A 25,645-nucleotide genomic window follows, 5' to 3' on the forward strand; every position below is an offset into this window, starting at 1 on the left:
CGGCTTGGTACCTCGCGAGTCGAAAGCAGGTCGAGATTGCGATGAGCACTCGATGAGTACGCGATGAGTACGCCCATGAACTAGCGACGGTCCGGCTTCACCCGGACCTCAAAGGAGCGAAGTGGCTAAGGTCCGGGTCTACGAACTCGCCAAGGAGTTCGGTGTCGAGAGCAAGGTCGTCATGGCCAAGCTCCAGGAACTCGGTGAATTCGTCCGTTCGGCGTCTTCGACCATCGAAGCGCCGGTTGTACGTAAGCTGACCGACGCCTTCCAGGGTGGTGGCAGCGGCAAGTCCGCCAAGCCCGCCCCGCGCAAGGCTTCCCCCAAGCCCGCCGCGCCCTCCCCGGCGCAGGCGGCCCGTCCGGCTGCCCCGAAGCCGGCGGCTCCCAAGCCCCCGACGCCCGCCGCGCAGCAGCCGGCGGCCCCGGCGGCTCCCGCCGCGTCCGCGCCGGCCCCGGGTCCGCGTCCGGGCCCTAAGCCCGCGCCGCGTCCGGCCCCGGCCGCCCCGGAGTTCACCGCTCCGCCGGCCGCCCCGGCCGCCCAGACCCCGCAGGCCCCGGCCGCGCAGGGTCCGCGTCCCGGTGGCGCCCGTCCCGGTGCCCCCAAGCCCGGTGGCCGTCCGGCCTCCGGTCAGGGTCAGGCCCGTCCGGGCCAGGGTGCGCCGCGTCCCGGTGGTCAGGCCCCGCGTCCGGGTGCCCGTCCCTCCGGTCCGCGTCCGGGTAACAACCCCTTCACCTCCGGTGGCTCCACCGGCATGGCGCGCCCGCAGTCGCCCCGTCCGCAGGGCGGCCCGCGTCCCGGCGGCGCCCCCGGTGCCGGTCCCCGTCCGCAGGCGCCCGGCGCCCAGGGCGGCGGTCCGCGTCCGCAGGCTCCCGGTGGTCCGCGTCCGACTCCGGGCTCGATGCCCCGTCCGCAGGGCGGCGCCCCGCGTCCGGGCGGCCCGCGTCCGAACCCCGGCATGATGCCGCAGCGTCCCGCTGCCGGCCCGCGTCCCGGCCCCGGCGGCCGCGGCCCGGCCGGTGCCGGTCGTCCCGGCGGTGGCGGCGGTCGTCCCGGTGGCGGCGGCTTCGCCGGCCGTCCCGGTGGCGGCGGCGGTGCCCGTCCGGGTGGCGGCGGCGGTTTCGCCGGTCGTCCGGGTGGCGGCGGCTTCGGCGGCGGCCCCGGTGGCGGCGGTCGTCCCGGATTCGGTGGTCGTCCCGGCGGTCCCGGTGGCCGTGGTGGCACGCAGGGCGCCTTCGGCCGTCCCGGCGGTCCCGCGCGCCGTGGTCGCAAGTCGAAGCGCCAGCGTCGCCAGGAGTACGAGGCCATGCAGGCCCCGAGCGTCGGCGGCGTGATGCTGCCGCGCGGCAACGGCGAGGCCATCCGTCTCTCCCGCGGCGCGTCGCTCACCGACTTCGCGGAGAAGATCAACGCCAACCCGGCGTCCCTCGTCGCGGTCATGATGAACCTCGGCGAGATGGTCACCGCGACGCAGTCCGTCTCCGACGAGACGCTGCACCTGCTCGCCGGCGAGATGAACTACACGGTTCAGATCGTCAGCCCCGAGGAGGAGGACCGCGAGCTGCTCGAGTCCTTCGACCTGGAGTTCGGCGAGAACGAGGGCACCGAGGAAGACCTGGTCGTCCGTCCGCCGGTCGTGACCGTCATGGGTCACGTCGACCACGGTAAGACCCGCCTTCTCGACGCCATCCGCAAGACGAACGTCATCGCGGGCGAGGCCGGCGGCATCACCCAGCACATCGGTGCCTACCAGGTCGCGACCGAGGTCAACGGCGAGGACCGCGCGATCACCTTCATCGACACCCCGGGTCACGAGGCGTTCACCGCCATGCGTGCCCGTGGTGCCCGGTCGACGGACATCGCGATCCTGGTCGTCGCGGCCAACGACGGCGTCATGCCGCAGACGGTCGAGGCGCTGAACCACGCCAAGGCGGCCGAGGTGCCGATCGTGGTCGCGGTCAACAAGATCGACGTCGAGGGCGCCGACCCGACCAAGGTGCGCGGTCAGCTGACCGAGTACGGCCTGGTGGCCGAGGAGTACGGCGGCGACACCATGTTCGTCGACATCTCCGCCAAGCAGGGTCTGCACATCGACAACCTCCTGGAGGCGGTCGTCCTCACCGCGGACGCGGCGCTGGACCTCCGTGCCAACCCCCACCAGGACGCGCAGGGTATTGCGATCGAGTCCCGCCTGGACCGCGGTCGCGGTGCGGTCGCGACGGTCCTGGTGCAGCGAGGCACGCTGCGGGTCGGCGACACCATGGTGGTCGGCGACGCGTACGGCCGTGTCCGCGCGATGCTGGACGACAGCGGCAACACCGTTGCCGAGGCCGGCCCGTCGACGCCGGTCCAGGTCCTGGGTCTGACCAACGTCCCGGGTGCCGGTGACAACTTCATCGTGGTCGAGGAGGACCGTACGGCCCGCCAGATCGCGGAGAAGCGCGCGGCCCGCGAGCGCAACGCGGCCTTCGCGAAGCGCACGCGCCGTGTCTCCCTGGAGGACCTGGACAAGGTGCTCAAGGCCGGCGAGGTCCAGCAGCTGAACCTGATCATCAAGGGTGACGCTTCCGGTTCGGTCGAGGCCCTCGAGTCCTCGCTGCTCCAGCTGGACGTCGGCGAAGAGGTCGACATCCGCGTCCTGCACCGCGGTGTCGGTGCGGTCACGGAGTCCGACATCGACCTGGCCATGGGCTCCGACGCCATCGTCATCGGTTTCAACGTCCGTGCGGCCGGCCGTGCCGCGCAGATGGCGGAGCGCGAGGGCGTCGACGTCCGGTACTACTCGGTCATCTACCAGGCGATCGAGGAGATCGAGGCGGCCCTCAAGGGCATGCTCAAGCCGGAGTACGAAGAGGTCGAGCTCGGTACGGCGGAGATCCGCGAGGTCTTCCGCTCGTCCAAGCTGGGCAACCTCGCCGGTGTGCTCATCCGGTCCGGCGAGGTCCGCCGCAACACGAAGGCCCGCCTCCTGCGCGACGGCAAGGTCATCGCGGAGAACCTCACCATCGAGGGCCTGCGTCGCTTCAAGGACGACGTCACCGAGATCCGCGAAGGCTTCGAGGGTGGTATCAACCTCGGAAACTTCAACGACATCAAGGTCGACGACGTCATCGCGACGTACGAGATGCGCGAGAAGCCGCGGGCGTAACCGGCCGACGGTTCACACCGGCCGACAGGACGTGTCCTGTCGGCCGGCGTGCCGTTCCCGGGGGCGATCATTCGCCCACCCACCGGACCGCGGCCGGACGGCCCGAGGCGTCGCCCCGGGCCGTCCGGCCGCGGCTCGCGACGGTCCGGGCGGGTCCGCCGGGCCGCCGACACGGCGCGTGACGGACCGGAGGGGCCTCCGGCCGGCCCGGCCGGCCTGCCGGTTCCCGCCACCCGCTTCGTCCCCGGCCCCCGCGGACGGCCGGCTCGGAAACCCTGTCGAGCCACCGTCCCGCACGCGGTACCGTTTCTTGATGTCCCCGGCCACCCGGCGCAGGGGCCATCGATCCCGTACCGGCGGGTGAACCGGCAACACACATGTACGTGGGGACTCTGTCCTTCGACCTCCTCCTCGGCGACGTCCACTCGCTGAAGGAGAAGCGCTCCGTCGTCCGCCCGATCGTCGCCGAACTCCAGCGGAAGTACGCCGTGAGCGCGGCCGAGGTGGACCACATGAACCTCCACCGGCGGACGATCATCGGCCTGGCCGTGGTCTCCGGCGACGCGGCGCACCTCACCGACGTACTGGACCGGTGCGAACGGCTGGTCGCCGGCCGCCCGGAGGTGGAGCTGCTGTCCGTCCGCCGCCGCTTCCACGGCGACGACGACTGACACCGGACTCCGGGGCCGCGGAGCACGGACCGAAGACCACAGAACACACGCGAAGACCCAGGAACAAGGAAAGAACGGGAGCTGGACCAGTGGCCGACAACGCGCGGGCGAAAAGGCTGGCGGACCTCATCCGAGAGGTGGTTGCCCAGAAGCTGCAGCGCGGGATCAAGGACCCGCGGCTCGGCTCGCACGTCACCATCACGGACACCCGCGTGACGGGTGACCTGCGGGAGGCGACCGTCTTCTACACGGTGTACGGGGACGAAGAGGAGCGGGAGGCCGCCGCGGCGGGCCTGGAGAGCGCCAAGGGCATCCTGCGCTCCGAGGTGGGCCGTGCGGCCGGGGTGAAGTTCACCCCGACCCTCACCTTCGTCGCGGACGCCCTGCCGGACACCGCCCGGACCATCGAGGACCTCCTCGACAAGGCCCGGCAGTCCGACGCCAAGGTGCGGGAGACCTCCGCGGGCGCCAGCTACGCCGGCGGCGCGGACCCGTACCGCAAGCCGGCGGACGACGAGACGGACGGCGACGCCGCGGAATGACCCAGAAGCACACCACGCCCGACGGCCTTGTCATCGTCGACAAGCCGTCGGGCTTCACTTCGCACGACGTGGTCGCCAAGATGCGCGGGATCGCCAGGACCCGCCGTGTCGGCCACGCAGGCACCCTCGACCCGATGGCGACCGGCGTGCTGGTCCTCGGCGTCGAGCGCGCCACCAAGCTCCTCGGTCACCTCGCGCTGACCGAGAAGGAGTACCTGGGCACCGTACGGCTCGGCCAGAACACCCTCACCGACGACGCCGAGGGCGAGATCACCTCGTCCACCGACGCCTCCAAGGTGACCCGGGAGGGCATCGACGCCGGCATCGCCAAGCTGACCGGCGACATCATGCAGGTCCCGTCCAAGGTCAGCGCCATCAAGATCGACGGCGTGCGGTCGTACAAGCGGGCCCGCGAGGGCGAGGAGTTCGAGATCCCGGCCCGCCCGGTGACCGTCTCCTCCTTCACGGTGTACGACGTCCGCGACGCGGTCGCCGAGGACGGCACCCCCGTCCTGGACCTGGTCGTCTCCGTCGTCTGCTCCTCCGGCACCTACATTCGCGCGCTCGCCCGCGACCTGGGCGCCGACCTGGGCGTCGGCGGACACCTCACCGCGCTGCGCCGCACGCGCGTCGGGCCGTACAAGCTCGACGCGGCGAGGACGCTGGACCAGCTCCAGCAGGAGCTGACCGTGATGCCGATCGCCGAGGCCGCCACGGCCGCCTTCCCGCGCTGGGAGGTGGACGCCAAGCGCGCCAGGCTGCTGCTGAACGGGGTCCGCCTGGAGATGCCCGACGAGTACGCGAACGCCGGTCCCGTCGCCGTGTTCGACCCCGAGGGCCGCTTCCTGGCGCTCGTCGAGACGCACAAGGGCAAGGCCAAGAGCCTGGCCGTCTTCGCCTGAGCGAGGGCATTCGCCGTGGAGCGGCGGTCGGCACGGGGTGTGCCCCTGCCGCCGCCCCACGGTCCCCCCACTTCCCCCACCCCTAGGACTGTCCAGCCGCCCTCGCCAATTCACCCGTCCGGGCAGGCGCTCGGAGTGAAACGGGGGAGCGGAAGGGGGCGCGTTCCCCGACGCGCCGCCCCGCCGATCATCACCCGCCTACCGTCGCCACAGGCAAGGGCAAGGGCGGGAAGGCAAGACGATGACGGCAGGAGACCCGCGCACCGGCAGCGCCCGCGGGGCCACGGCGCACGGCACGGGCGACATGGCGGACGCGGCGGGACCGACAGGTGCCCGCACGGCCGGGGTGCGCGGCGCGCGGGTGCTCACGACCCCCCGCCCGCAGGCGGAAGGCGCCCTGGGCGTCCACCGTACGGACCCCGGACCCCTCGGGGACGCCCGCGCCACCGGCCCCCTGGTCCACATCGAGGACCCCGCCGGCCGGCCGCGCGGCACCGGATTCCTCGCCGACCACCAGGGCACCCTCCTCACCAGCCACGAAGCCGTCGACGGCCTCGACCGGCTGGTGCTGCGCGCCGGGGACCGCACCCGGGTGGTCGGCGCCGAGGACGTGATCGCGCTGCCCGCCCGGAACCTGGCCCTGGTGCGCGCGGAGGGCCTGGACGTGCCGCCGCTGCCGCTGAGCGGCCGGGAGGGCGTCGCGGCCGGTACGTACGTACGGATCGCCGCCGGCTGCTGGCGTGAGGCGCGGGTGCTGACCGCCGCCGAGGTGTCGTACGGCCGCCACCTGATCGGCGACGCGCTGGAGCTGGCCATCGGGACGGCGGGCCGGGACGCGCTGCGGCCCGGGGGCGGGGCGGCCGGGGGCCCGGTGGTGGACGCGCGTACGGGCGCTGTCCTCGGCGTCCTCGGCACCATGCTGCACGCCCCGCACCGCGACGCCGGTTTCGCGGTGCCGCCCCGGGCCGCCGACGGCCCCCTCGCCGAACTGCTGGCCCGCAACGCGGCCACCGTGCCCGCGTACGGCGCCGACCTCAACCTCGCGGGCGTCATGGAGCTGACCGCCACCTCGGTGGGCCAGGACGGGCCGCCCAGGGCCCTCGTGCAACCGGTCGAACGGGCCTCGGTGGCAGCCGAGTCGGCCGACTTCGCGGACGGCGAGCGGTGCGTGTTCGGCCTGGTCGGCACCCCGGGCAGCGGCCGTACGACGGAACTCGCGGCCCTCGCCGACCGCCGCGGCCGCGCCCTGGAGCCGACGCTGTGGCTGCGCGGCGCCGACCTGGAGGAGGGCGACGGCTCGGTGGCCGACGCGGCGGGCCGTGCCCTGGAACGCGCCGCCCGCATCGTCGCCGCCGCCCGCCACCTCGACCTGCCCGGCCTCGGCGACCTCACCCCCGAGCACCTCGCCGCCCGCGCGGGCCGCCCCCTCCTGCTCCTCCTCGACTGCCCCGAGGAGATGCCCCCGGCCCTGGCCCACCGCCTCCCCGAGTGGACCGAGGGCACGGTCGGCTGGCTCCGCCGGACCGGCGCCCGCCTGGTGGTGGCCTGCCGCGAGGAGTACTGGGAACGCGCGGGGTTCCCCTCGGCACTCGTCCGGACAGCGGTGCTCGGCGACCTCGGAGCCGACGAGGCCGAGCGGGCGCGGGCGCGGTACGGCATTCCCGAGGGCCTGCTCGCCGCGCCGGACGCCCGGCATCCGCTCACCCTGCGCCTGCTGTCCGAGGTGTGCGCCGTACTGCGGACGGCGCCGTCCGCCGGGCCCGTCGACCGGCACGAGGTGTTCGCCGCCCATCTCGACCTGATGTGCCTGCGCATCGCGGTGCGCCTCGCCGCCGAGCGGGGGCTGCGCGGCACGGCCGTACGACGGCTCGCCGCGCGGGTCGCCGGGCAGGTGCACGAGGCCGCCCGGCTCAGCCTGGGACCGGGGTGCGGCGAGCTGGACCGGGCGTCCTTCGAGGCGGTGTTCCCATGGGGACCGGCCCCCGAACGGCTCGGCGGCGGCACCGGCTGGGCCCCCGCGGTGCTCGCCGAGGGCCTGCTGGTGCCGGCCGGGCGCGGCTACCGCTTCGCCCACGAGGAACTGGCCGACTGGCTCCAGGGCCTGCACCTCGACCTGGACGAGGCCGTGCACACCCTGGTGCACCGCGCCCGGAACCCCGGGGCCGAGGAGGACACGACGCCGGTGCCGCGTCATCGCCTCGGGCCCGTCGTCCAGGCCCTGCTGCACCTCGGACGCCGCCAGGGATCCCGGCAACTCGCCTTCCAGCTGCGTGAGCTGGTGGACGCCCTGGACCTGGACACCGGCTCCTGGTGGGCCGCCCGGCTGCTCGCCGGGACCCTGGGACAGGTGCCGGACGCGACGCCGTACACCGAGGTGCTGCGGCTGCTCGCCGAGCGCGTCGTGGCCTGGCGGCGCGCACCGCGTCCGGTCCCCGAGGAGTTCGGGCCGGCCTTCTGGACCGGCCTGCCCATGTCCGCCGCCGGGCGCCTGGACCTGCTGCGCCGGCTCCTCCTCGCCGATCCGGCCGCGGGCGCGCCGGGCGAGCGGTACATCGACGCCGTGGCCCGGCTGCTGGCCGCCGCGCCCGCCGCCGTACAGCCTTGTCTGACACGGTGGTTCGAGGACGAGCGGCCATTGCCCGCGGCCCCGCACGCGACCGTGGCGACCGCCGCGCAGGCCCTGCTGCACACCCATCGGCACGGCGCGCTGGACGCCCTCACGGAGGCCCTGGCCGCGAGCGGCCACCGGCACGCGGAGGAACTGCTCACGGTGCTCGCCGAGGAGGAGCCGTCGGCGCTGTGCCGGGCCGTGCACCGCTGGGCGCACGACGAGCGGGCCGCCCGGCACCCGGCCGCCGTGACGCTCGCGCTGCGGGCCGCCCCGCATCTGCGCACGGCCGCCGACCGGGGGCTGCTGTGCCGCGCCGCCGCCGCCGTGCTCGCCCACCCCGCCGACCACGCCCTGCACGGCGGTGCCCACGCCCTGCTGGCCGGCGACCCGGGCACCCGCGAACGGCATCTGGCCGAGGCACTGCGGCACTTCGCCGACGGGGACCCGCTCGTTCCCCCGACCGCCCTGCTCCCCGCCCTGGCCAGCCACCCGGAGCCGGTCCTGGACGCCTTCCGGACCCGGCTGCGCGGCCCGCACCGGGAGGCGGCCGACTGCCTGCGCCGCCTGCTCGCCGACGTCACCACCCCGGCCCTCGCCCGCGCCGCCGCGACCCTGCTGCGGGAGGCGGTGCGCCCGCACCCGGAGACCGCCGGACGCGTCGCCACCGCCGTCGACCGCCGCCTGGAACACGGCCCGGCCGCCCGTCCGGTCCTGTTCCCCCTGGTCACCGGCTTGCTCCGGGACGGCCCCGAACCACTGCGGGCCGCCCTCGCCACCGTCCTCGCCGCTTCCGACGGCCGAGCCGCCCACTCGCCGCGCGCCGAACTCCTGGACTTCCTGCTCGCCCGCGAGCAGGAGCCCTCGGTGCTGGTCGCCGTCCTGCACGCGGCGGCCTCGGAGACCGGTCCGGCGGACGACGTCCGCGCCCTCGTCCACCGCACCGGGCTGCTCCTCGGCCGCACACCCGAGGGCGCCACCCGCTTCGACCGCGCCCTGGTCGACCTCGGCCGGCACGTCCCCGGGTTCGCCACCCGGATGACCCGCTGGCTCGCCGGCACCCCGGACGAGTGGGCCGCCGTGGTGGGCCCCAGCACCCGCCGCACCCTGGAGAACCTCGGGGGCGCGAGGGTACCGGCCTGACACCGCCCCGAGCTGCCGTCGCCAACGTGCGCCCGGTCACAGCGCACCTACCGATGCGGGCCCCGGGCACCCGGCATGGCACCCTTAGACCTGCACAATCGTCAAGGTAGACACGGACACGGGTTCGAGGAGCGGTCACAGTGCAGCGCTGGCGTGGCTTGGAGGACATCCCCGAGGACTGGGGGCGCAGCGTCGTCACCATCGGTTCCTACGACGGTGTCCACCGAGGCCACCAGCTGATCGTCAGGCACGCCGTCGACCGCGCCCGCGAACTGGGCGTCCCGGCCGTCGTCGTGACCTTCGACCCGCACCCCAGCGAGGTCGTGCGCCCCGGCAGCCACCCGCCGCTGCTCGCCCCGCACCACCGCCGCTGCGAGCTGATGGCGGAGCTGGGTGTCGACGCGGTGCTGATCCTCCCCTTCACCAGCGAGTTCTCCAAGCTGTCGCCCGCCGACTTCGTGGTGAAGGTCCTGGTGGACAAGCTGCACGCCAAGGCGGTCGTGGAGGGCCCGAACTTCCGCTTCGGCCACAAGGCGGCCGGCAACGTCGAGTTCCTCGCCGAGCAGGGCAAGGTCTACGACTTCGAGGTCGAGGTCATCGACCTGTACGTGTCCGGCGCGGCCGGCGGCGGCCTGCCGTTCTCCTCGACCCTGACCCGGCGTCTGGTCGCCGAGGGCGATGTCGGGGGCGCCCGCGAGATCCTGGGCCGCCCGCACCGGGTGGAGGGGGTCGTCGTGCGCGGTGCCCAGCGCGGCCGCGAGCTCGGCTTCCCCACGGCGAACGTCGAGACGCTGCCGCACACCGCCGTCCCCGCCGACGGCGTCTACGCCGGGTATCTGCACGCGCAGGGCGAGATCATGCCGGCCGCGATCTCGGTGGGCACGAACCCGCAGTTCGACGGCACCGAGCGCACGGTGGAGGCGTACGCCATCGACCGGGTCGGCCTCGATCTGTACGGCCTGCACGTCGCCGTCGACTTCCTCGCCTATGTCCGCGGCCAGGCGAAGTTCGACTCGCTGGAGGCACTGCTGGAGCAGATGGCGGCGGACGTGAAGCGATGCAAGGAGATCGTGGCGGCGGAGGGTCAGCCGCCGCAGGCCTAGCCGCCGGAGGGTCAGCCGCAGAGGGCTTCGCCGGGACAGCGAAGGGCGGCCGGTGCGTCGAGCACCGGCCGCCCTTTCGTCGTGCCGCTACGGCTGCTGCGGGGGCCGGCCCTGAGGGTAGGGCCGGCCGGGCTGCCCTGGGTACGGCTGGCCCGGCTGCGGGGGGTAGGGCTGCTGCCCCGGCTGCTGTTGCTGGGGCGGGTAGGCCTGGGGCTGGGCCTGGGGGGCCTGAGGCGGGTAGGGCTGGCCGGGCTGGCCGGTGTACGGCTGCCCCGGGCCCTGCGGGTACTGCTGTCCCGGAGCCTGCGGATACGGCTGTCCGGGTGCCTGCGGGTACTGCTGCTCCGGGCTCTGCGGGTACTGCTGTCCGGGTGCCTGCGGATGGGGCTGACCCTGGCCCGGCATCGGCGGGGCGGCCACCGGCGGCGGGTTGCCGTCGCTGGTCCACAGCCCGTGCGCCTGCTGGTGCCGCACGAAGTCCTCGGCGATCATCGCGGCGAGGTTGAAGTACGCCTCGCGGGTCCGCGGCCGCATCATGTCGAGGTCCACCTCGGCACCGGCGGCCAGATGCTCGTCGAAGGGCACGACCACGACCCCGCGGGTGCGGGTCTCGAAGTGCGCCACGATGTCCTCGACCTTGATCATCTTGCCGGTCTCGCGGACCCCGGAGATCACGGTCAGCGAGCGGGACACCAGGTCGGAGTACCCGTGCGCGGCCAGCCAGTCCAGCGTCGTACTGGCGCTGGAGGCACCGTCCACGGACGGCGTGGAGATGATGATCAGCTGGTCGGCGAGGTCGAGCACCCCGCGCATGGCGCTGTACAGCAGACCGGTGCCGGAGTCGGTGAGGATGACCGGGTACTGGCGGCCGAGCACGTCGATCGCGCGCCGGTAGTCCTCGTCGTTGAACGTCGTCGAGACGGCCGGGTCCACGTCGTTGGCGATGATCTCCAGACCGGAGGGCGCCTGCGAGGTGAACCGGCGGATGTCCATGTACGAGTTCAGGTACGGGATCGCCTGGACCAGGTCGCGGATGGTGGCCCCGGTCTCCCGGCGCACCCGTCGGCCGAGGGTGCCGGCGTCCGGGTTGGCGTCGATGGCGAGGATCTTGTCCTGTCGCTCGGTGGCGAGGGTGGCGCCCAGCGCGGTGGTCGTGGTGGTCTTGCCCACGCCGCCCTTGAGGCTGATGACCGCGATCCGGTAGCAGGACAGTACCGGTGTACGGATCAGCTCCAACTTCCGCTGCCGCTCGGCCTCTTCCTTCTTGCCGCCCAGCTTGAACCGGGACCCGGCCGCCGCGGGCCGCCCGCTCTTCGCCTTCTGCCGACGGTTGTTCAGCAGCCGGTCCGAGGACAGCTCCACTGCCGCGGTGTAACCCAGCGGCGCGGCACCGGGGTTGGTGGGCTGCCGCTGATCGTGCTGGATCGCCTGCGGCCAGGCGGCTCCGGCGCGGGGGTCGGCGGGGGGCTGCGCGGCGTCGGGCTGGGGCTGCGACTGTCCGCCCTGCTGGGGGAAGCCGTAACCGCCCTGCTGCGGGGGGCTGTCGGGCTGCGGGAAGCCGTAACCACCGGCCTGGTTCGGCTGCGGCACGGCCTGGGGGCCCGGCTGGGCCGGACCCGGCTGGGCGGGCGGGGTGGGCATGCCGGGGTGGTGCGGCTGCGGGGGCTGAACGGGCTGGTGCGGCTGGTTCCAGACCGCGGGCGCGGGCTGCGGCGCCTGCGGCTGGAACGGCGGCTGCTGCGGCTGCGCCGGTCCGGGCTGCGCCGGTCCGGGCTGCGCCGGTCCGGGCTGCGCCGGTCCGGGCTGCGCCGGTCCGGGCTGGTGGGGCGCGGGCTGCTGCGGCAGGGGCTGCTGCGGTCCCGTCTGCTGCGGTCCCGCCTGCGGCGGCATGGGCTGCTGCACGGGCCACTGGGCCGCCGGGGCCGGGGCGGCGGGCTGGTACGACGGCGGCAGCGGGGGCATACCGCTCTGCGGCGCGGGCGGCGGCGTCCAGGCGGCCGGGAAGTCCTGCGGCGTCGGGGGAGCGGGCTGGACGGCGGCGTCCTGGGGGGACGCGCCCTGCGCGGCGGCGTCCTGCGGGGCGGCGTAGCCCGGGGCCGTGTCCCGGGGGCCCTCGGGGGCGGTGTCCGGCCGGGCGGCGTCCGCCGGCGCGGGGGCGGCGCCCACGGCCTTCGAGACGCCGTCGCCGGTCACCACGCCGTCGGCGCCCGCGGCGGTGGCCCCGTCTCCGTCCGTGCCCGCGCTCTCGGGCAGCGCGCCGGACTCGTCCTCCCCGGCCTCCCGCTCCCCACTCGCACCGGACCCGGCGGCGGAGGCACCGTCCTCGGAACCCTCGGCCTCCGCGACGGGCTCGTCCTCGCCCGGTTCCTCCGCCTCGGACTCGGCGGCCGCCTTCTGCATGGCCGCGGCCTGCTCGGCGATCTCGGCCATCTCGCGCTTCAGGGCGACGGCGGAGAACCGCATGGTCGCCCCGCTCTCCAGATCCCCGTTGCCGGTCTCCGGCTCGACGGCCGGCGGCGCGACGGGCGCGGCCTCGGGCTGGGCGGGCCGGCTCTGCGGCTGCTGGAGCTCGAACCCGTCCGGAAGCCTGGGCATCGGAACGGACTCACCGAACGACTGCGGGGGCTGCACCGGCGCCTGGGGCGGCACGGGCGGCGGCGGCATCGGCGGAGCGAACGGCGGCCCCTGCGGCGGCCCACCGACGGGCGGGGCGGCGACGGGCGGGGGTGCGACGGGCTGGGCACCCACCGGCGGCGCGCCGACGGGCTGGGCCCCGACCGGCGGCGGCATCATCCCGGCATCCGGACCCGGCGCCCCCGCACCACCCGACGAGGAGAACGGCGGCGGCGCGGCCGCACCTGAGGACCCACCGGCTCCCGAGGGCACACCGGCCCACGAGGCCGGAGCCCCGTCGGTGCCGCCCTGCGCGTCCGTCACGCCCTCCGCGCCGCCGATCGAACCGCCGGAGCCGGGCGCGTTCTGCGTGTACCAGGCCGGGGGAGCGTAGTCGATGGTGAACTCGCCGGTGGTCTCGACGGCCTCCGCGTCGGGCTGGTCATCGCCGGGTGTGGCCCAGCCCCCGCGCATCCCGTCCCGATCGCTGCTCACAGTTCCTCCTGGTGTGGTCGAGCACCCTCATGCCGTGGCGGGGCGACCATGTCGTGTCGTTCGAGTCGTCCGTAGTGGTCAGGGGCAGTCCGATCCACGGGTCCTGCCGGCACGCCCGCTCCCAGCCTAATCACCACGAGCCGCCCCCCGGCAGGCCCGCCCGCCTGTCGGCCCGCGCGCACCAGGTCGGAAGCCATGACGAAGCGCGTTGCCCGTCAACCGAGTTGTCGCACGAAACCCGGAGCAACCGGAAGAGAGGTGACGAACGGGAAAGAGAGAGAAAGCGAACAAACGTAACAGGCGGGGGCGATTCAGTCCATGCGTCGCGGTGTGCCCAGCAATCCGGTCTCGGCGTCGGTCGGTTGGGTCAGCACATATTGCCGGTCCCGGTCGGTACACCACAGGGTGACGCCGTCCGGCAGCGCCGGCAGCGACTCCACCTCGGTGCGCGTGAGCCCCATAGTGCGGCCGAGTTCGGCCGCCTCGTCCGGCGAGACCCGCTGGATGCCCGTGAGCCGGGCCTGGCGCAGCAGCCGGGGCGCGACCGGGCTGAGATACGGCAGCAGGGTCAGCACCGACTGCCAGGGCCCGGCCACCACCCGGCCGCGCGGGGGCCGCATACCGCAGTCCCGCACCACCACGACCGGCGTACCGGCCGAGGCGCCCTGCGGGGGCACCCGCCCGACGTCGTACACCGACAGTCCGTTCTGCCCGCCGCCCATGGCGTGCACCATCTGCATCCAGGCCTGCGGCCGGCCGGTCTCCACGGCCACGCGGGCGCCGGTGGCGGCCGAACGCAGCGCCAGTACCTGCGCGGTCCACAGCCCGCCGATCAGCACGACGTCGTACGGGGTTGGCCGGTTGATGCCCAGTACGGCGGGCTGGCCCTCGGCGTCCAGACCGGCCACCACGCCGTCGTCCCCGATGGGCAGCGCGAGCGTGTCCAGCAGACGGGCGGGCAGCGCGTGCCGGCCGTGCCGGGGGCCCAGGAGCCCGAGGCCGTGCCGCAGCCGCTCGCCGAGGCCGCGCGGCCCGGAGTCGTCCGCGGGCCGGCGGACCTCGGGGGAAGTCGTGGGAATCGTCGTCACCGAGCACCTCCGAGGGGCAGCGTGGCCAGCATGCCGGGCAGTTGCTCACGGTCGAGGCGGGCCAGGCCGGCGCCGGCCTGCCGGGCCGCCGCCTCCAACGCCCGCCGCGCCGCCACGAGTTCGTCGTCGCCGCGCCCGGTCACCCGCAGGTGCCCGCACAGCGACACCTCCTGCCGGTCGCCGCGCGCGAGGGTGAGGCTGAAGGTGGTGGCGAGCGCCGGTATCGCCGTGACCCGCGCGACCAGTTGCGGCAGCGACTCGCCGCGCCCGCCGCCCAGTTGGGGCCAGCGCCGCACCCAGTAGGTGGTGTGCCGCCGGTTGTCGCAACGCCAGCTGCGCCCGGACTCCTCCGTGCGCCGCTCCCGCGTCTCGCTGCGCCCCGCCTCCGCGGTGACCAGCGGATTGGCGCAGGCCGAGGTGGCGAGCGCGGCGATCAGCTCCTCCTCGTCGAGCACCCGCGCGCGGAAGCCCGCGCCGGTCAGCCGGCTCGCCAGATGGTCCGCGCTGCGCACGACGCACTTCTGCGCCCCGAGCAGCCCGCCGCCACGCGCGGCCACCGCCTCCGCGCACGCCTCCGGGTCCAGCTTCAGCGCGATCCAGGTGATCCGCACGGCCGGGGCCCCGGTCTGCTCCTGCAACGGCAGGTAGTTGGCGACGGCCACCGACTGCTGCGGCAGGTGCAACGCGGGCGCCGGCTGCGTGTGCAGCACCACCTGCGCCGACTCCAGCCGTATCCCGTCCACCTCCAGCGCGTCCCGCACCAGCCCCAGCGGCAACGGCTGCCGGCCGCGCTCCGCCCGCAACGCCGTCGCGTCGGCCTCCACCTGGAGCACCGCCGTGACGAAGGTGCCGTCGCCGACGATGCCGACGGGGCGGCGGTCGCGGGGGTCGTAGGAGTAGGTGCGCAGCGCGGGCTCGCATTCCAGCGCGGGCACCAGCGAGGGTTCGGTGCCCGGCGGTATGGGGGTGCTCGCGGCGCGCCGCTGACGGGCCTTCAACTCCCGTGCGGTGGTCAGCCATTCGGGCAGCGAGCGGCCGCGGCGCCGGACGAACGCGAGGGCGAGCAGCAGCACGGCGACGACCGCGGCGGGCACCATGGCGACCGGGCCGACGGCCCAGCCGACGACGAGCACGGCCAGCGCGAGCTCCGGGAGCACGAGCCGTTGCATGCGGAACGAGCCGGACAGCGCCGGGCGGGCACCCGGACCCGCCGGATCCGGGAGCCGCTGCTCCCGGGGCGACGCCGGCCGGGCCCCCGCCGGTTGCGGACCGGGCGCCGAGGGGCCGGTTCCCCGTCCGTGCCCGCGCGTACGAGAACGCGTCCCGGAAGCCCTCAACTCATCCCCCCGTTTTCCTCACAACTCCCCGCCGTGCAGCCCCTGAGCGGAGCTCCAAGGGCCCCGGTACCCTACCCGCTCCACGGAACCGGTCGGACACCAGGCATAGTAGGGGCTCGGTCCGACAACGGTGTGCCGGAGACGGTGGTCTTCGACCGGTATCCGGACGGCCACACGGGGAGAATCAGGGGCAGATGGCATCTCGGCGGGATCAACTCAACGCCTACACCTTTGCGAAGCAGCGCATGCTCGCGGCGTTCGTCCAGCCCTCCTCCGACGGCTCGGAGGAAGCAGCCCCCAAGCCGTTGCGGGCGGTCCTGCCCGGCACCATCGTCGGAGTGGTCGTCATGGCCGTGTTCGGCGCCTGGGGGATGTTCCGCCCGACCGCCCCGCAGGGCTGGGACACCCCGGGGGAGAAGGTGATCATCGCCAGCAAGTCGACCACCCGGTACGTCGTCCTGAAGACGGACGGCAAGACCCAGCTGCACCCGGTGCTCAACATGGCGTCCGCGAAGCTCCTCCTCGCCGACGGCAAGGGCGACGTGGTCACCGTCGACGAGTCGATCCTGGACAACGGCAAGATCCCGCACGGCGTCACCATCGGCATCCCGTACGCCCCCGACCGCCTCCCCTCCAGTCAGGAGGCCGGCGGCGACAAGCGCTGGGCCGTCTGCGAGCGCCCGAGCGCGGGCGGCAGGGCCATCCAGAAAGCCGCGTTCGTGCTCGCCGCCCGTGACCGCAAGAAGACCGAGGGAGCCCGCCAGAAACTCGGCGGCGGAGACATCATGTACGTCGCAGCCCCGGACGGGCAGCGCTACATCGTGGACGCCCACGGCACCGCGTACGAGGTCGACAAGAACGACGAGTTGCTGCTGCGCACCCTCGTCGGCGCCGGCCGGCAGCCCGAACGGGTCTCCCGGGACTGGCTGGACACCCTGCACACCGGCGACCCGATCGGGTTCCCCCGGATCGAGGGGAACCCGGGCGCGCCCGCCGGTGTCCAGGGCAGCCTCCCGGCCGCCGCGAACAAGGTCGGCATGGTCCTGCGGGCCCCCGACGGCGACCGCCGGCAGTTCTACGTGGTCGAACAGGGCAAGGTCCTGCCCGTCTCCGACTTCACCGCCAAGCTGCTCCTCAACAGCAAGGACCTCGTCGGTCTCAACCAGGCGAGCAAGGCCCTCGACGTCAGCGCGGGCGCCTTCGTGCCGGGCCCGACCGCGTTCGCGGCCGACCGCAAGTGGCCGGCCCTCGTCCCGAAGGTCGTCAACGACGCGGGAACCGCGAACGGCAGCCGCGGCACGGTCTGCAACGTCCTCGACCACGTCGACTCCGGCAACGGTGACACGACCCTCAACACCTGGGCGGGCACGGACTTCCCGGCCGAACTGCCCACCGGATCGTCAAGCGCGTACGTGACTCCGGGCTCGGGCCAGCTCTACCGCCAGTTCCAGGGCACGGACACCAAGGCCGGCGGCGTCTTCCTCGTCACCGACACGGGCCTGCGCTACGCGATGCAGTCCAACGCCGACAGCGGCTCCAAGGGCACCGAGTACGGCATGACGGACAAGCAGCGCAAGGAGCTGCAGCAGGAGGCCCAACTGGCCCAGACCCGGCTCGGATACGCCGGTCTGGACCCCGCCCCGATCCCGGTCGCCTGGTCCATGTTCCTGCCGACCGGCCCCCGCCTGTCGACCACCGCGGCGAGCCAGCCGCAGGGTTCGTAGGAGAAGTCACGTGTCGTACCCGCGTCCGCTCCGTACCGCGGCGATCGCGGCCGCCGCACTGTGCACCGCCACAGTCGCCCTGGCCCCGCCCGCCGCCGCCGACTCCTTCGCCGACCAGTGCAACTTCCCGAACAAGGTGTATCCCGGGCGCCCCTGGGCCCTGCAGCGCGTGCTGCTGGACGAGCTGTGGAGCCAGTCCAAGGGCAAGGGCGTGCGCGTCGCGGTCATCGACACCGGCGTGGACACCAAGAACCCCCAGCTCGCCCACGCGGTGGACGCGTCGAGCGGGGCCAACTTCCTGCCGGCGAAGAACGGCAAGGGCCAGAAGATCGACCGCGGCAAGGCGAACGGCACGACGGACACCGTCGGCCACGGCACCCGCGTGGCCGGCATCATCGCCGCACGGCCCATGCCGGGAACGGGGTTCGTCGGCCTCGCACCCGAGGCGACCATCATCCCCGTCAAGCAGAACGACGCGGAGGGCGACGGCACCGCGGCCACCCTCGCCCAGGCGATCGAGCACGCGATCAAGGAGAAGGCCCAGGTCATCAACATCTCCCAGGACACCGCGAACGCGATCCAGCCGGCCGGCGGCCTGCGCAGCGCGATCGACGACGCGCTGGCGCACGAGATCGTGGTGGTCGCCTCCGCGGGCAACGACGGCCTGGACGGCAACGTCAAGTTCACGTACCCGGCGTCCTACCCGGGCGTCCTGGCGGTCGCCGCGTCGGACCGCAACAACGAGCGCGCGTCCTTCTCCCAGTCGGGTGACTTCGTGGGCGTCGCCGCCCCCGGCGTCGACATGATCTCCACCGTGCCCAAGGGCGGCCACTGTTCGGACAACGGCACGAGCTTCTCGGCCCCGTACGTCGCCGGTGTCGCCGCGCTCATCAAGGCGAAGCACCCTCATTGGACGGCACGCGAGATCGTCGCCCAGATCGAGCAGACCGCGGAACGCTCGGTCGCCGGGCACGACATGCTGGTCGGCTGGGGCGTCGTCGACCCCGTCCGCGCCCTGACCGACGACGAGCACCCCATCGAGAAGCCCGACGCGCACGACGGTCTCAGCCGCGCCGAGGCCCCGACCCCGGCCCGCCTGGTGCTCGGCGAGACGGCCGACGAACGCAACGCCCGCCTGGCGACGTACGTCGCCGTCGGAGCGGCCGTGCTGGTGGCCGCCCTCGCGGGCGCGGCGGTGGCTGTACGCGACGCGCGCAGGAGGGCGACGGGCGGCGGCGTGAAAGATGCGTGAAGGTCGCGGGGCTGCAGCAGACTTGTCACACAAGTCAGTTGGGGCTGTCAGTGGCGTTGACTAGAGTGATTGCATTGCGAAGACCAACGTCCGGGGAGTGCTGCCGCCCCGGGCAGGGGACGGAAACGGGGGTGGCGCAGCGTGCGGCCTGACGACGGCACGGGCGGGTTGAAGGTTGGTCTGGAGGCCCTGAAGACCTTCAAGACACGTGTGGACTCGGTGCTCAAGACTTTCGAGGGTTCGCCCGGTTCGGCGAAGAAGGTGGCGATGCATACGATCACCGCCGACTCGTTCTGCGGCAACGGCGGTTTTCCCGAGGCCGCGGGACTGCACAGTCAGTACTCGCGCGTCCACGGCCGCCTCATGACCCTCTCTCAGTCGCTGACGCTGCAGATCGAGGCGATGCAGATCGCGGTGCACGGGGCGGATATCGGGTTCGCGAATCTGGACGACGAGCAGCGGCGCCGGTTCCATGAGATCCGCACGCAGATCAACGAGCAGTTCGGCGATGTGCGCAAGGACCAGAAGCGCACCGACGACAAGCAGGCCGACGGGGACTTCTAATGGGTGACCACAACAAGCAGCCGGATCTGCACCAGTTCGATCGCTGGGCGGCCGACCAGCAGTTCAAGCAGGAGAAGTCGGCGATGGACGGGCGCCAGTGCGCCGCGCCGAGCCTGAACAAGCAGGGCGGCGGCTGCCAGGTCAGCGACTTCGAGAGCCACCAGTTGAACGACATGATCGACATGGTGAAGGCCGCGAACCCCGAGCATCTGGAGAACGCCGCCAACGGCCTCTGGGACGCGCGGGACGCCATCTGGGGTGCCGCCGACGAACTCCTGGAGCACATCGGCCGGGTCGACTGGCAAGGCGAGGCGGCAACCGCGTTCCACAGCTGGGCCGGCGACCTCGTCAACCACTCGTACGAGCTCGGCTTCTACGCGGACAACGTGGCGACCCAGGTCTCCGCGGCCAGCATGGGCCTCGCCTCGGTGAGCAGTTCCATGCCGCCCCGCGACAACCGGCCCAAGATCCTGCTGCCGGCCGAGCAGGCCAAGTTGGACCCGGGTGGCATCCAGGCCCAGGCCGTCGAGAACCATCGCCAAGAAGCGATCACCCAGATGAACCGGCTGGCGTCGTACTACGCGGTCTCGGAGGGGAACCTGCGGGGGCTGGAGGAGCCCAAGTTCGGGAAGATGCCGGACATGGGGGTGCCCGCGGCATCTCCTGGGTGGAAAGGTGACGACAAGGTCGGCGGAGGTCAGACGTCATTCCCGCACGCACCTGTGGCAGGCGCGCCGGTCGGTCACTTTGTTGCCGCTCCGGTCGGGCACAGTGCGGTAGGGGACGACTCCGGGACGAAGCTGCACCATGTGGTCCTGCCACCGGAACAGCACAGGCAGGTGGACCCGTCCCAGCACGTCGGCACCAACATCGACAGCGTCAACACCCTTCCCCCGGACACGGTGAAGCCGACGGTGCCGGTCGCGCCGACGACCGCGCCCGGTCCTGGTAGCAGTGGTGGAGGGCCGATCGCTCCCTTCCCTCCCGGCCCCATGGTTCCGACCATGGGCATGCCCGTGCCACGCGGTGGAGCAGGCGGCGTCCGGGGCCGGGTCGGGCCGCCACGGATGTCCGTACCCGCCGTTGAGGAGCCGGAAGTCGGAACCGGCACGGGGCGTGGCCCCATCGGTGGGGTACGGCAGTCTGTCGTACCCGGTCAGGCGGGCGCGCGCGGGCCTGCGTCACCGATGGGCAGGACCCCCATGGGGCAGTCCCCCATGGGCAAGGCTCCGGTGGGCCGGGGCCCGGTCGGTCGCAGCATCGTCGGCGGAACGCCTCGGACCGGTGGCGTGCCCGGCGAGCGCATCGGTGAATCGGGCCCGACCGGGGCGGCACGCACCGGCGGTGTCATCGGTGGTCGGCCGACCACGCCTTCCGCGAAGGGCGTCAACGGCCCGCGGATGCCGCGCGGCAATGTCATCGGTGGCGAGCCCGCCGCTCGTGACCCGCACGCCGTGGAGCGACCCGGTCAGCGCGGAGTGATCCGTGGGGCCGAGCCGGAGGGCGCCGAGGCGCAGGCCTCGCGTAGGCCCGTGACTCCCGGCGGGGCGGTCGGGACGCCCAACAGCAAGGCACCGACGGCCAGGAACGGCGCTCGCGCCGCCGACGAGCACGTGCAGGGGCGTTCGCCATCCCGACGCTCCACACGGGACCGCGACGACAAGAAGTCGCGCCGGCGGCAGGCGCCGGTGACCGAGTAACGAGATGAAGCGAGGACGTACGAGAGGCATGTTGTCAGCGAGCACGAGACGACTGACCGCCGCGTGTGCAGCGCTCGGCGCACTGATGGCTCTGCCGGTGGGCCTGGCCCCCAGCGCGGCTGCCGCGGACGTCCAGTCGCAGCAGTGGTACCTGTCGGCGATGAAGGCCGACGAGATGTGGAAGACGAGCACGGGCAAGGGGGTCAAAGTCGCCGTCGTCGACTCGGGCGTCAATCCCTCGACTTCGTCCCTCCGAGGTCAAGTGCTGGCAGACGAAGTACCGAAGTCCCTTTCCTATGGGGCCACGAAGGACTCGGCCGGCCACGGCACGACGATGGCGGAAATCATCGCGGGTACTGGTCAAGGCGGGGGGCTGAAGGGCCTTGCACCGGGCGCCAAGATTGTGCCCTACCGCATCGCGGGCAAGGAGTTGAGCCTGTCCGAGCAGAACAAGGCGCCTGACGTCGCGAAGGTGATCAGGGCCATCGCTGACAGTGACGTCAAGATCATCAACATGTCCTTCGGTGACGACATCCCGTATGAAGATGAAGAAGCCGCGATCAAGTACGCCGCTTCAAAAGGCAAGCTGATGTTCGCGGCCTCGGGAAACGGTGCACAGGCGAAGAACAAAGTCGAATACCCGGTTTCATTTCCTTATGTCGTCGGCGTCGCTGCAGTGGACAAGGCCGGAACGGTGGGAAAGTTCTCGACCCACGGGTATTCCGTTGACCTCTCGGCTCCCGGTGTGGACGTGCCCGGCTGGTGTGATGCGACCTTCCAGTCCTATTGCGCGCACCAACAGGGCACCAGTGAAGCCACCGCCATCGCCTCCGCCTCCGCCGCCCTCATCTGGTCCGCCCACCCCGACTGGACCGCCAACCAGGTCCTCCGCTCGCTGATCGACACGGCAGGTCGAGAGTGGCCCAAGGACACCCCCAGCAATTACCTCGGCTACGGGATCATCCGCCCCCGCAAGGTGCTGGAGAACCCCCACTACGACCCGGGCTCGGCCACGGCCGATCCGCTCGCCACGGAGAACTGGCGCGGCAAGCCGGGCAGCTCGCCCTCCGCTTCCGCGTCCGGCTCGACCCCCTCGGCCCCCGCCAAGTCCACCCCCGGCGGTGCGACCTCCGCGGCCGACACAAGTTCGAAGCCGTCCGGCAACACCCTGACGTGGGTCGTCGTCGGCGCGGCCGCCGCGCTGGTGGTGATCGGTGGCGCGGCCTTCGCCGTGATCCGGTCGCGTCGACGTGCCTGACGGTTCACAGGAAAGACGTCACCACCCGGTGATGCGCAGTCAACAAGAGCACAGCTCTCACGAAGGGGAGTGCCGCAATGGCCGACGGCCGTAAGTTTGTAGATTCACATGCGCAAAAGCTTCAGACGAACGTCATCGACCGCTACGACTCGGTCAGGAAGTGCCTCGGCCGGCTCCAGGGCACGATCGACATGATCGAGACCCAGTGGACGGGGCACGGCTCCAACGCGTTCAAGGCGAAGCAGCACGAGATCAACGAGCACATGGCCGCCATCGGCCGCATGCTCGACGACTTCCTTGAGGGCATCAACCTGAACAAGCAGGACAAGACCAAGCTCGAGGACGAGCTCCACACGACGATCAACAAGATCGAGGTCGACGCCGGCGCGAGCACCTCCGCGCTGAACCTGTACTGACCGGGATCGACTCCCCGAGGAAGAGGAAGACATGAGCACTCCGCATTACGAAGATCTCTCCGTCAAGTACGGCGCCATGGACGCGCTCGCCACCGAGCTGGGCAACGTGGCCAAGCAGCTCGAGGACGACCTCAGCGCGCTGAAGAAGGGCGTCCTCGACGTGGCCGAGGGCTGGGGCGGCGAGGCGTACGAGGCGTTCCAGCGCAAGTCCGTGAAGTGGGACCAGCACGCCACCGGTATCCACCAGGCGCTGCTCTCCATCACCCACCGGGTGCACTCCGCCGGCGGCGACTACCGCGGCGGCGACCTCAAGGGCGCCAGCTACTTCGAGTAGACCGAACGCCGTGAGAGGGGCGAGGGGTGGGCACGCGCGGGAGGTGCCCACCCCTCGTCCTGTTACGCGCAGCCGGCCCTGCGGGCCAGCGCCGTGCGGAAGCTCCGGGCGAGGGCGTCGTTCTCGGAACCGGTCTGTACGAGGGTCTTCTTGCCGTCACAGTTCAGGGTCGTCGACGAGCGATCCGAGCCGGAGCCGTTCAGCCAGAGCAGGTACGGATCCTGGGTGACGGTGAAGTGCGCCTCCTCGTCTCCCGCGCGCAGCGCGCAGCTCCAGAGCCTGAAGTCACCGTCGGTCGCGTACTGCTGTGTGTACTTCGCCGGGACACTGAAGCCCGGCAGGCCGCACGCCTCTCCGGAGGCGGGCGCGTGGCCTTCGAGCAACCGCGGCGCGGCGGCGGTGGCCTTGAAGGCCGCGCTCGGACAGCCGAGTTGACGTGTGAGCCCCGTCGCGGCCGTCATCAGGACGTCGGCCATCCGCCTCTGCAGCGTGCTGTCGCGCCACGCCTTGTCCTGGTCGGCCAGGGTCTGTACCCGGACGTAGGCCGCGCCGCCGAAGTGGAGCCGGGCGGAGCACGACGCCGGCAGCAGTACCCCCGCCATGCTCCGGTTGACCCAGCCGGGCACGCCCGCGAGCGGTGCCCGGAAGGGCGACACTCCTGCCACGTCGTCCGCCAGGTGCCAGACGTCGTTGCTCGGTGAGCCGCCCACGGAAAGAGAGAACTGCAACTGCTTCATCACCCCGTGCGCGTCGAGACCCGCGCCCACCTGACAGGTGGCGAGCGTGCTCCCCTTGAGGTCCCCCTCGTCGGACGCGTACCGATGGAGGGGACGTGTGCCGAGCGCGGCGACGTCGGCACGCTTCAGCGTCCCCCAGCAGAAGGACTTCTGTTCCGCGGGCGAACCGCTGTCACCACCGCGCAGGACCGCGACGGTGAGTCCGGCCGCGGCCACCAGCACCGCCACGGTCACGGCCAGGACGATTCCTGTCCTCTTCCTCCGCTCCATCAGCCTGCGGACTTCCCCATGTAGCCGACGCCGTTCGTCAGGCCGTCGTGGTAGCGGGTCAGTCCGGCGCCCTGGAGGTTGTTCTCGAACTGGCCGGGGTCCTGGTCCATCAGATGCCACTGGCTCTGCGGCAGCTTTTCGTGCACGGCTTTCTCCAGCATCTTGTCCACCTGCTGGTGACCGGCGGAGAAGTGATCGGCGAGATGCTGCCGCGTCTCCTGGTCGACCTGGGAGTTGAGGTTGTTCTGGTACTCGGCGGTACCCACGTCGACCATGCGCTGGATCGTGTCTCCCGCCAGTGGAATGCCGGTGACCGGGGCGCCGATCACGTGGTAGTACATCATCTTGTTCCAGGCGTTGATGCTCTTCTTGTCCTCGCCCATCTGGTAGATGACGTCCGCGCGCACCGCGTCCATCTGGCCGAGCGCGGAGTTCGACTGGCCCACGAACGCCTGCAGCTTGTCGGCGCCGGGCGCGTTCTTGTCCACGAATGCCTGGCCGTCGTACTTGTCGAGTTCCTGAGCGACGTACGACGTCTCGGCGTCGTGCACCTGCGCGAAGGCGTGACCGTCCTCCGCCATCGCCCGCATGACGGGGACCAGATCCTTGTTCTGGATGGTCAGGCCGCTGTAGTCGGTGGGCGTGTCGCGCTCCTGGCCGAGGATCTCGTGGACGTCGCCGATGTAGTCGGAGAGCATGCCGCCCATCGAGTGGCGCAGTCCCGCGGGCATGCCGCCCACCGGATCGCCGGCGATGCCATGGCCGTACGCCGTCACGACGTCGGAGAAGATCGCCGCCTGTGCGGGGTCGTGACGGGCTGGTATCTCCGGCGTCCGGACACCGGGCCGGTGCCCGGTCGACGCCGCTTCGAGTGCGTCCCCGAAGCAGTGCCGCGCGGAGCTGTCGATCAGGTCCTGCGGCATCTTGTTCTCCACGCCGCCGCCCGGCCAGTTCCGGTCCTTGAGGAAGTAGTGGAGGTTGTCGTTCTGGTGCGGGTCGAAGTAGGACTCCGCTGCCCGGGGGTTGCGGCTCATGGCCTGCATCAGGCCCTTCACACGGTCCTCGTCACGAGCCGTCCTTGTAGCGGGGCAGTTCCTCGGGAAAGTTGCGGGGCTCCTTACAATTTGCCAGTTTATAGGCATGCTCAGTGAGTTGATAGGCGAAGTCGGTCAAGTCTTGGCGTCGCCCCGCACCGGTGGATCTGCTCTTCCCGGTCACACTGACATCCGCCACCAAGCCGTAGGTGTGTGGTACGCCGCTTTCCTTCAGGTTTTTCGGCACACAAGGGACGTAGACGGAAGCGGATCCGCTGTCGCCATCAACCTGTGCCAGTGCTTCGAGGTCGCCCTTCGAGGCCCTTACGACGCGCTTTCCTGCAAGGCGCCCGTAAAAATCTACCCATGCGGCTTCGGATGAATCTCGAAGATCCACTTCCCCCGAAAGGGTCGAGCCGCTACTGGTGGAAATACGGCAAGCGAACGAAAACCTACGCCCTGTACCTCCTTGATCGCTCCATTGATCTGCTGCCCGCGTGTGCGGCAGAGTTCGAATCGCAATGCCCCGATTCGCGGCGCCGTCGCACACCTTGCCCGGAAGTAGATACAACCCTTTCATGAAATACAGAAAAGTGGAGCCACCTATGATTGCCATGATGGTCAGGGTTATGAAAAGTGCTTTGGTGGTGTATTGCGGCACGCCTTTTCTTGAAGCCTCTTTATTCATATTGTTCCTTGGAGCGAT

General features: G+C 72.2%; 19 protein-coding genes. 13 read left to right on the top strand and 6 right to left on the bottom strand.

Annotated features, from left to right (window positions below):
• The first annotated feature begins 121 nt into the window (after nt 1-121).
• From infB to VT52_RS03540, 6 genes are all read left to right on the top strand, one after another.
• Nucleotides 122-3,148 (top strand): translation initiation factor IF-2, encoded by a 3,027-nt coding sequence (gene infB / locus VT52_RS35225; protein WP_079174808.1) that lies wholly within the window; start codon nt 122-124, stop codon nt 3,146-3,148.
• Nucleotides 3,149-3,525: 377 nt separating this feature from the next.
• Nucleotides 3,526-3,819, top strand: coding sequence for a DUF503 domain-containing protein (locus tag VT52_RS03520; RefSeq protein WP_046421114.1), 294 nt, complete (start codon nt 3,526-3,528; stop codon nt 3,817-3,819).
• A gap of 89 nt (nt 3,820-3,908) precedes the next feature.
• Nucleotides 3,909-4,361, top strand: a complete 453-nt coding sequence (gene rbfA, locus VT52_RS03525) for a 30S ribosome-binding factor RbfA (protein WP_046421115.1) — start codon at nt 3,909-3,911, stop codon at nt 4,359-4,361.
• The gene (gene truB, locus VT52_RS03530) at nt 4,358-5,263 is read left to right on the top strand and encodes a tRNA pseudouridine(55) synthase TruB (RefSeq protein WP_046421116.1); all 906 of its coding nucleotides are present in this window, start codon (nt 4,358-4,360) and stop codon (nt 5,261-5,263) included. The genes rbfA and truB overlap by 4 nt, the downstream gene beginning before the upstream one ends.
• A 241-nt stretch (nt 5,264-5,504) precedes the next feature.
• The gene (locus tag VT52_RS03535; protein ID WP_079174809.1) at nt 5,505-9,014 is read left to right on the top strand and encodes a trypsin-like peptidase domain-containing protein; all 3,510 of its coding nucleotides are present in this window, start codon (nt 5,505-5,507) and stop codon (nt 9,012-9,014) included.
• A 140-nt stretch (nt 9,015-9,154) separates the two neighbouring features.
• Complete coding sequence (locus VT52_RS03540; RefSeq protein WP_046421118.1) at nt 9,155-10,117, top strand: bifunctional riboflavin kinase/FAD synthetase; 963 nt, start codon at nt 9,155-9,157, stop codon at nt 10,115-10,117.
• Between the two features lie 87 nt (nt 10,118-10,204).
• On the opposite strand, the gene VT52_RS03545 is transcribed toward VT52_RS03540, so the two are convergent.
• The 3 genes from VT52_RS03545 to eccE all read right to left on the bottom strand — a co-directional run bounded on the left by VT52_RS03545 (nt 10,205) and on the right by eccE (nt 15,650).
• On the bottom strand, nt 10,205-13,225 hold the full coding sequence (locus VT52_RS03545; protein WP_071387352.1) for an SCO5717 family growth-regulating ATPase: 3,021 nt from the start codon (nt 13,223-13,225) through the stop codon (nt 10,205-10,207).
• Nucleotides 13,226-13,536: 311 nt separating this feature from the next.
• The gene (locus tag VT52_RS03550; RefSeq protein ID WP_046416835.1) at nt 13,537-14,304 is read right to left on the bottom strand and encodes a hypothetical protein; all 768 of its coding nucleotides are present in this window, start codon (nt 14,302-14,304) and stop codon (nt 13,537-13,539) included.
• 5 nt (nt 14,305-14,309) lie between these two features.
• Complete coding sequence (eccE, locus tag VT52_RS03555; protein ID WP_420856254.1) at nt 14,310-15,650, bottom strand: type VII secretion protein EccE; 1,341 nt, start codon at nt 15,648-15,650, stop codon at nt 14,310-14,312.
• A 194-nt stretch (nt 15,651-15,844) separates the two neighbouring features.
• On the opposite strand from eccE, the gene eccB reads away from it, so the two are divergent.
• The 7 genes from eccB (at nt 15,845) to VT52_RS03590 (ending at nt 22,898) form a co-directional block, all read left to right on the top strand.
• On the top strand, nt 15,845-17,374 hold the full coding sequence (gene eccB, locus VT52_RS03560; protein WP_046416824.1) for a type VII secretion protein EccB: 1,530 nt from the start codon (nt 15,845-15,847) through the stop codon (nt 17,372-17,374).
• A gap of 10 nt (nt 17,375-17,384) precedes the next feature.
• The gene (mycP, locus tag VT52_RS03565) at nt 17,385-18,626 is read left to right on the top strand and encodes a type VII secretion-associated serine protease mycosin (protein WP_046416822.1); all 1,242 of its coding nucleotides are present in this window, start codon (nt 17,385-17,387) and stop codon (nt 18,624-18,626) included.
• Between the two features lie 141 nt (nt 18,627-18,767).
• The gene (locus VT52_RS03570) at nt 18,768-19,190 is read left to right on the top strand and encodes a hypothetical protein (protein ID WP_063888331.1); all 423 of its coding nucleotides are present in this window, start codon (nt 18,768-18,770) and stop codon (nt 19,188-19,190) included.
• On the top strand, nt 19,190-20,890 hold the full coding sequence (locus VT52_RS37765) for a relaxase family protein (protein ID WP_053055404.1): 1,701 nt from the start codon (nt 19,190-19,192) through the stop codon (nt 20,888-20,890). The genes VT52_RS03570 and VT52_RS37765 overlap by 1 nt, the downstream gene beginning before the upstream one ends.
• A 28-nt stretch (nt 20,891-20,918) precedes the next feature.
• Nucleotides 20,919-22,148 carry a S8 family serine peptidase gene (locus tag VT52_RS03580; protein ID WP_206306426.1) on the top strand — a complete coding sequence of 410 codons (1,230 nt, stop codon included), beginning with the start codon at nt 20,919-20,921 and terminating at the stop codon, nt 22,146-22,148.
• Nucleotides 22,149-22,225: 77 nt separating this feature from the next.
• A complete protein-coding gene (locus VT52_RS03585) occupies nt 22,226-22,564 on the top strand; it encodes a WXG100 family type VII secretion target (RefSeq protein WP_046416818.1) in 339 nt (112 codons plus the stop codon).
• Nucleotides 22,565-22,595: 31 nt separating this feature from the next.
• Nucleotides 22,596-22,898: a WXG100 family type VII secretion target gene (locus VT52_RS03590; protein WP_046416817.1), complete on the top strand. Its 303-nt coding sequence runs from the start codon at nt 22,596-22,598 to the stop codon at nt 22,896-22,898.
• A gap of 62 nt (nt 22,899-22,960) precedes the next feature.
• Here VT52_RS03590 and VT52_RS03595 read toward each other — a convergent pair whose 3' ends face one another.
• From VT52_RS03595 to VT52_RS37460, 3 genes are read right to left on the bottom strand one after another with little or no spacing between them, the layout of a single operon-like run.
• Entirely contained in the window at nt 22,961-23,869 is a 909-nt protein-coding gene (locus VT52_RS03595; RefSeq protein WP_053055403.1) for a hypothetical protein, read from the bottom strand.
• Between the two features lie 35 nt (nt 23,870-23,904).
• Nucleotides 23,905-24,939: a hypothetical protein gene (locus VT52_RS03600; RefSeq protein ID WP_143070828.1), complete on the bottom strand. Its 1,035-nt coding sequence runs from the start codon at nt 24,937-24,939 to the stop codon at nt 23,905-23,907.
• Between the two features lie 31 nt (nt 24,940-24,970).
• On the bottom strand, nt 24,971-25,627 hold the full coding sequence (locus VT52_RS37460; RefSeq protein ID WP_143070829.1) for a hypothetical protein: 657 nt from the start codon (nt 25,625-25,627) through the stop codon (nt 24,971-24,973).
• Between the last annotated feature and the right edge of the window lie 18 nt (nt 25,628-25,645).

This window comes from Streptomyces malaysiense (genome assembly GCF_000980885.2).
GTDB classification, from domain to species: domain Bacteria; phylum Actinomycetota; class Actinomycetes; order Streptomycetales; family Streptomycetaceae; genus Streptomyces; species Streptomyces malaysiense.

Excerpts from the sequence above, each read along its gene's own strand:
- VT52_RS03585 (WP_046416818.1), top strand. The coding sequence starts at position 22,226 with ATGGCCGACGGCCGTAAGTTTGTAGATTCACATGCGCAAAAGCTTCAG.
- VT52_RS37765 (WP_053055404.1), top strand. The coding sequence starts at position 19,190 with ATGGGTGACCACAACAAGCAGCCGGATCTGCACCAGTTCGATCGCTGG.
- VT52_RS03580 (WP_206306426.1), top strand. The coding sequence starts at position 20,919 with ATGTTGTCAGCGAGCACGAGACGACTGACCGCCGCGTGTGCAGCGCTC.
- VT52_RS03590 (WP_046416817.1), top strand. The coding sequence starts at position 22,596 with ATGAGCACTCCGCATTACGAAGATCTCTCCGTCAAGTACGGCGCCATG.
- VT52_RS37460 (WP_143070829.1), bottom strand. The coding sequence starts at position 25,627 with ATGAATAAAGAGGCTTCAAGAAAAGGCGTGCCGCAATACACCACCAAA.
- truB (WP_046421116.1), top strand. The coding sequence starts at position 4,358 with ATGACCCAGAAGCACACCACGCCCGACGGCCTTGTCATCGTCGACAAG.
- VT52_RS03535 (WP_079174809.1), top strand. The coding sequence starts at position 5,505 with ATGACGGCAGGAGACCCGCGCACCGGCAGCGCCCGCGGGGCCACGGCG.
- VT52_RS03600 (WP_143070828.1), bottom strand. The coding sequence starts at position 24,939 with ATGAGCCGCAACCCCCGGGCAGCGGAGTCCTACTTCGACCCGCACCAG.
- eccB (WP_046416824.1), top strand. The coding sequence starts at position 15,845 with ATGGCATCTCGGCGGGATCAACTCAACGCCTACACCTTTGCGAAGCAG.
- VT52_RS03520 (WP_046421114.1), top strand. The coding sequence starts at position 3,526 with ATGTACGTGGGGACTCTGTCCTTCGACCTCCTCCTCGGCGACGTCCAC.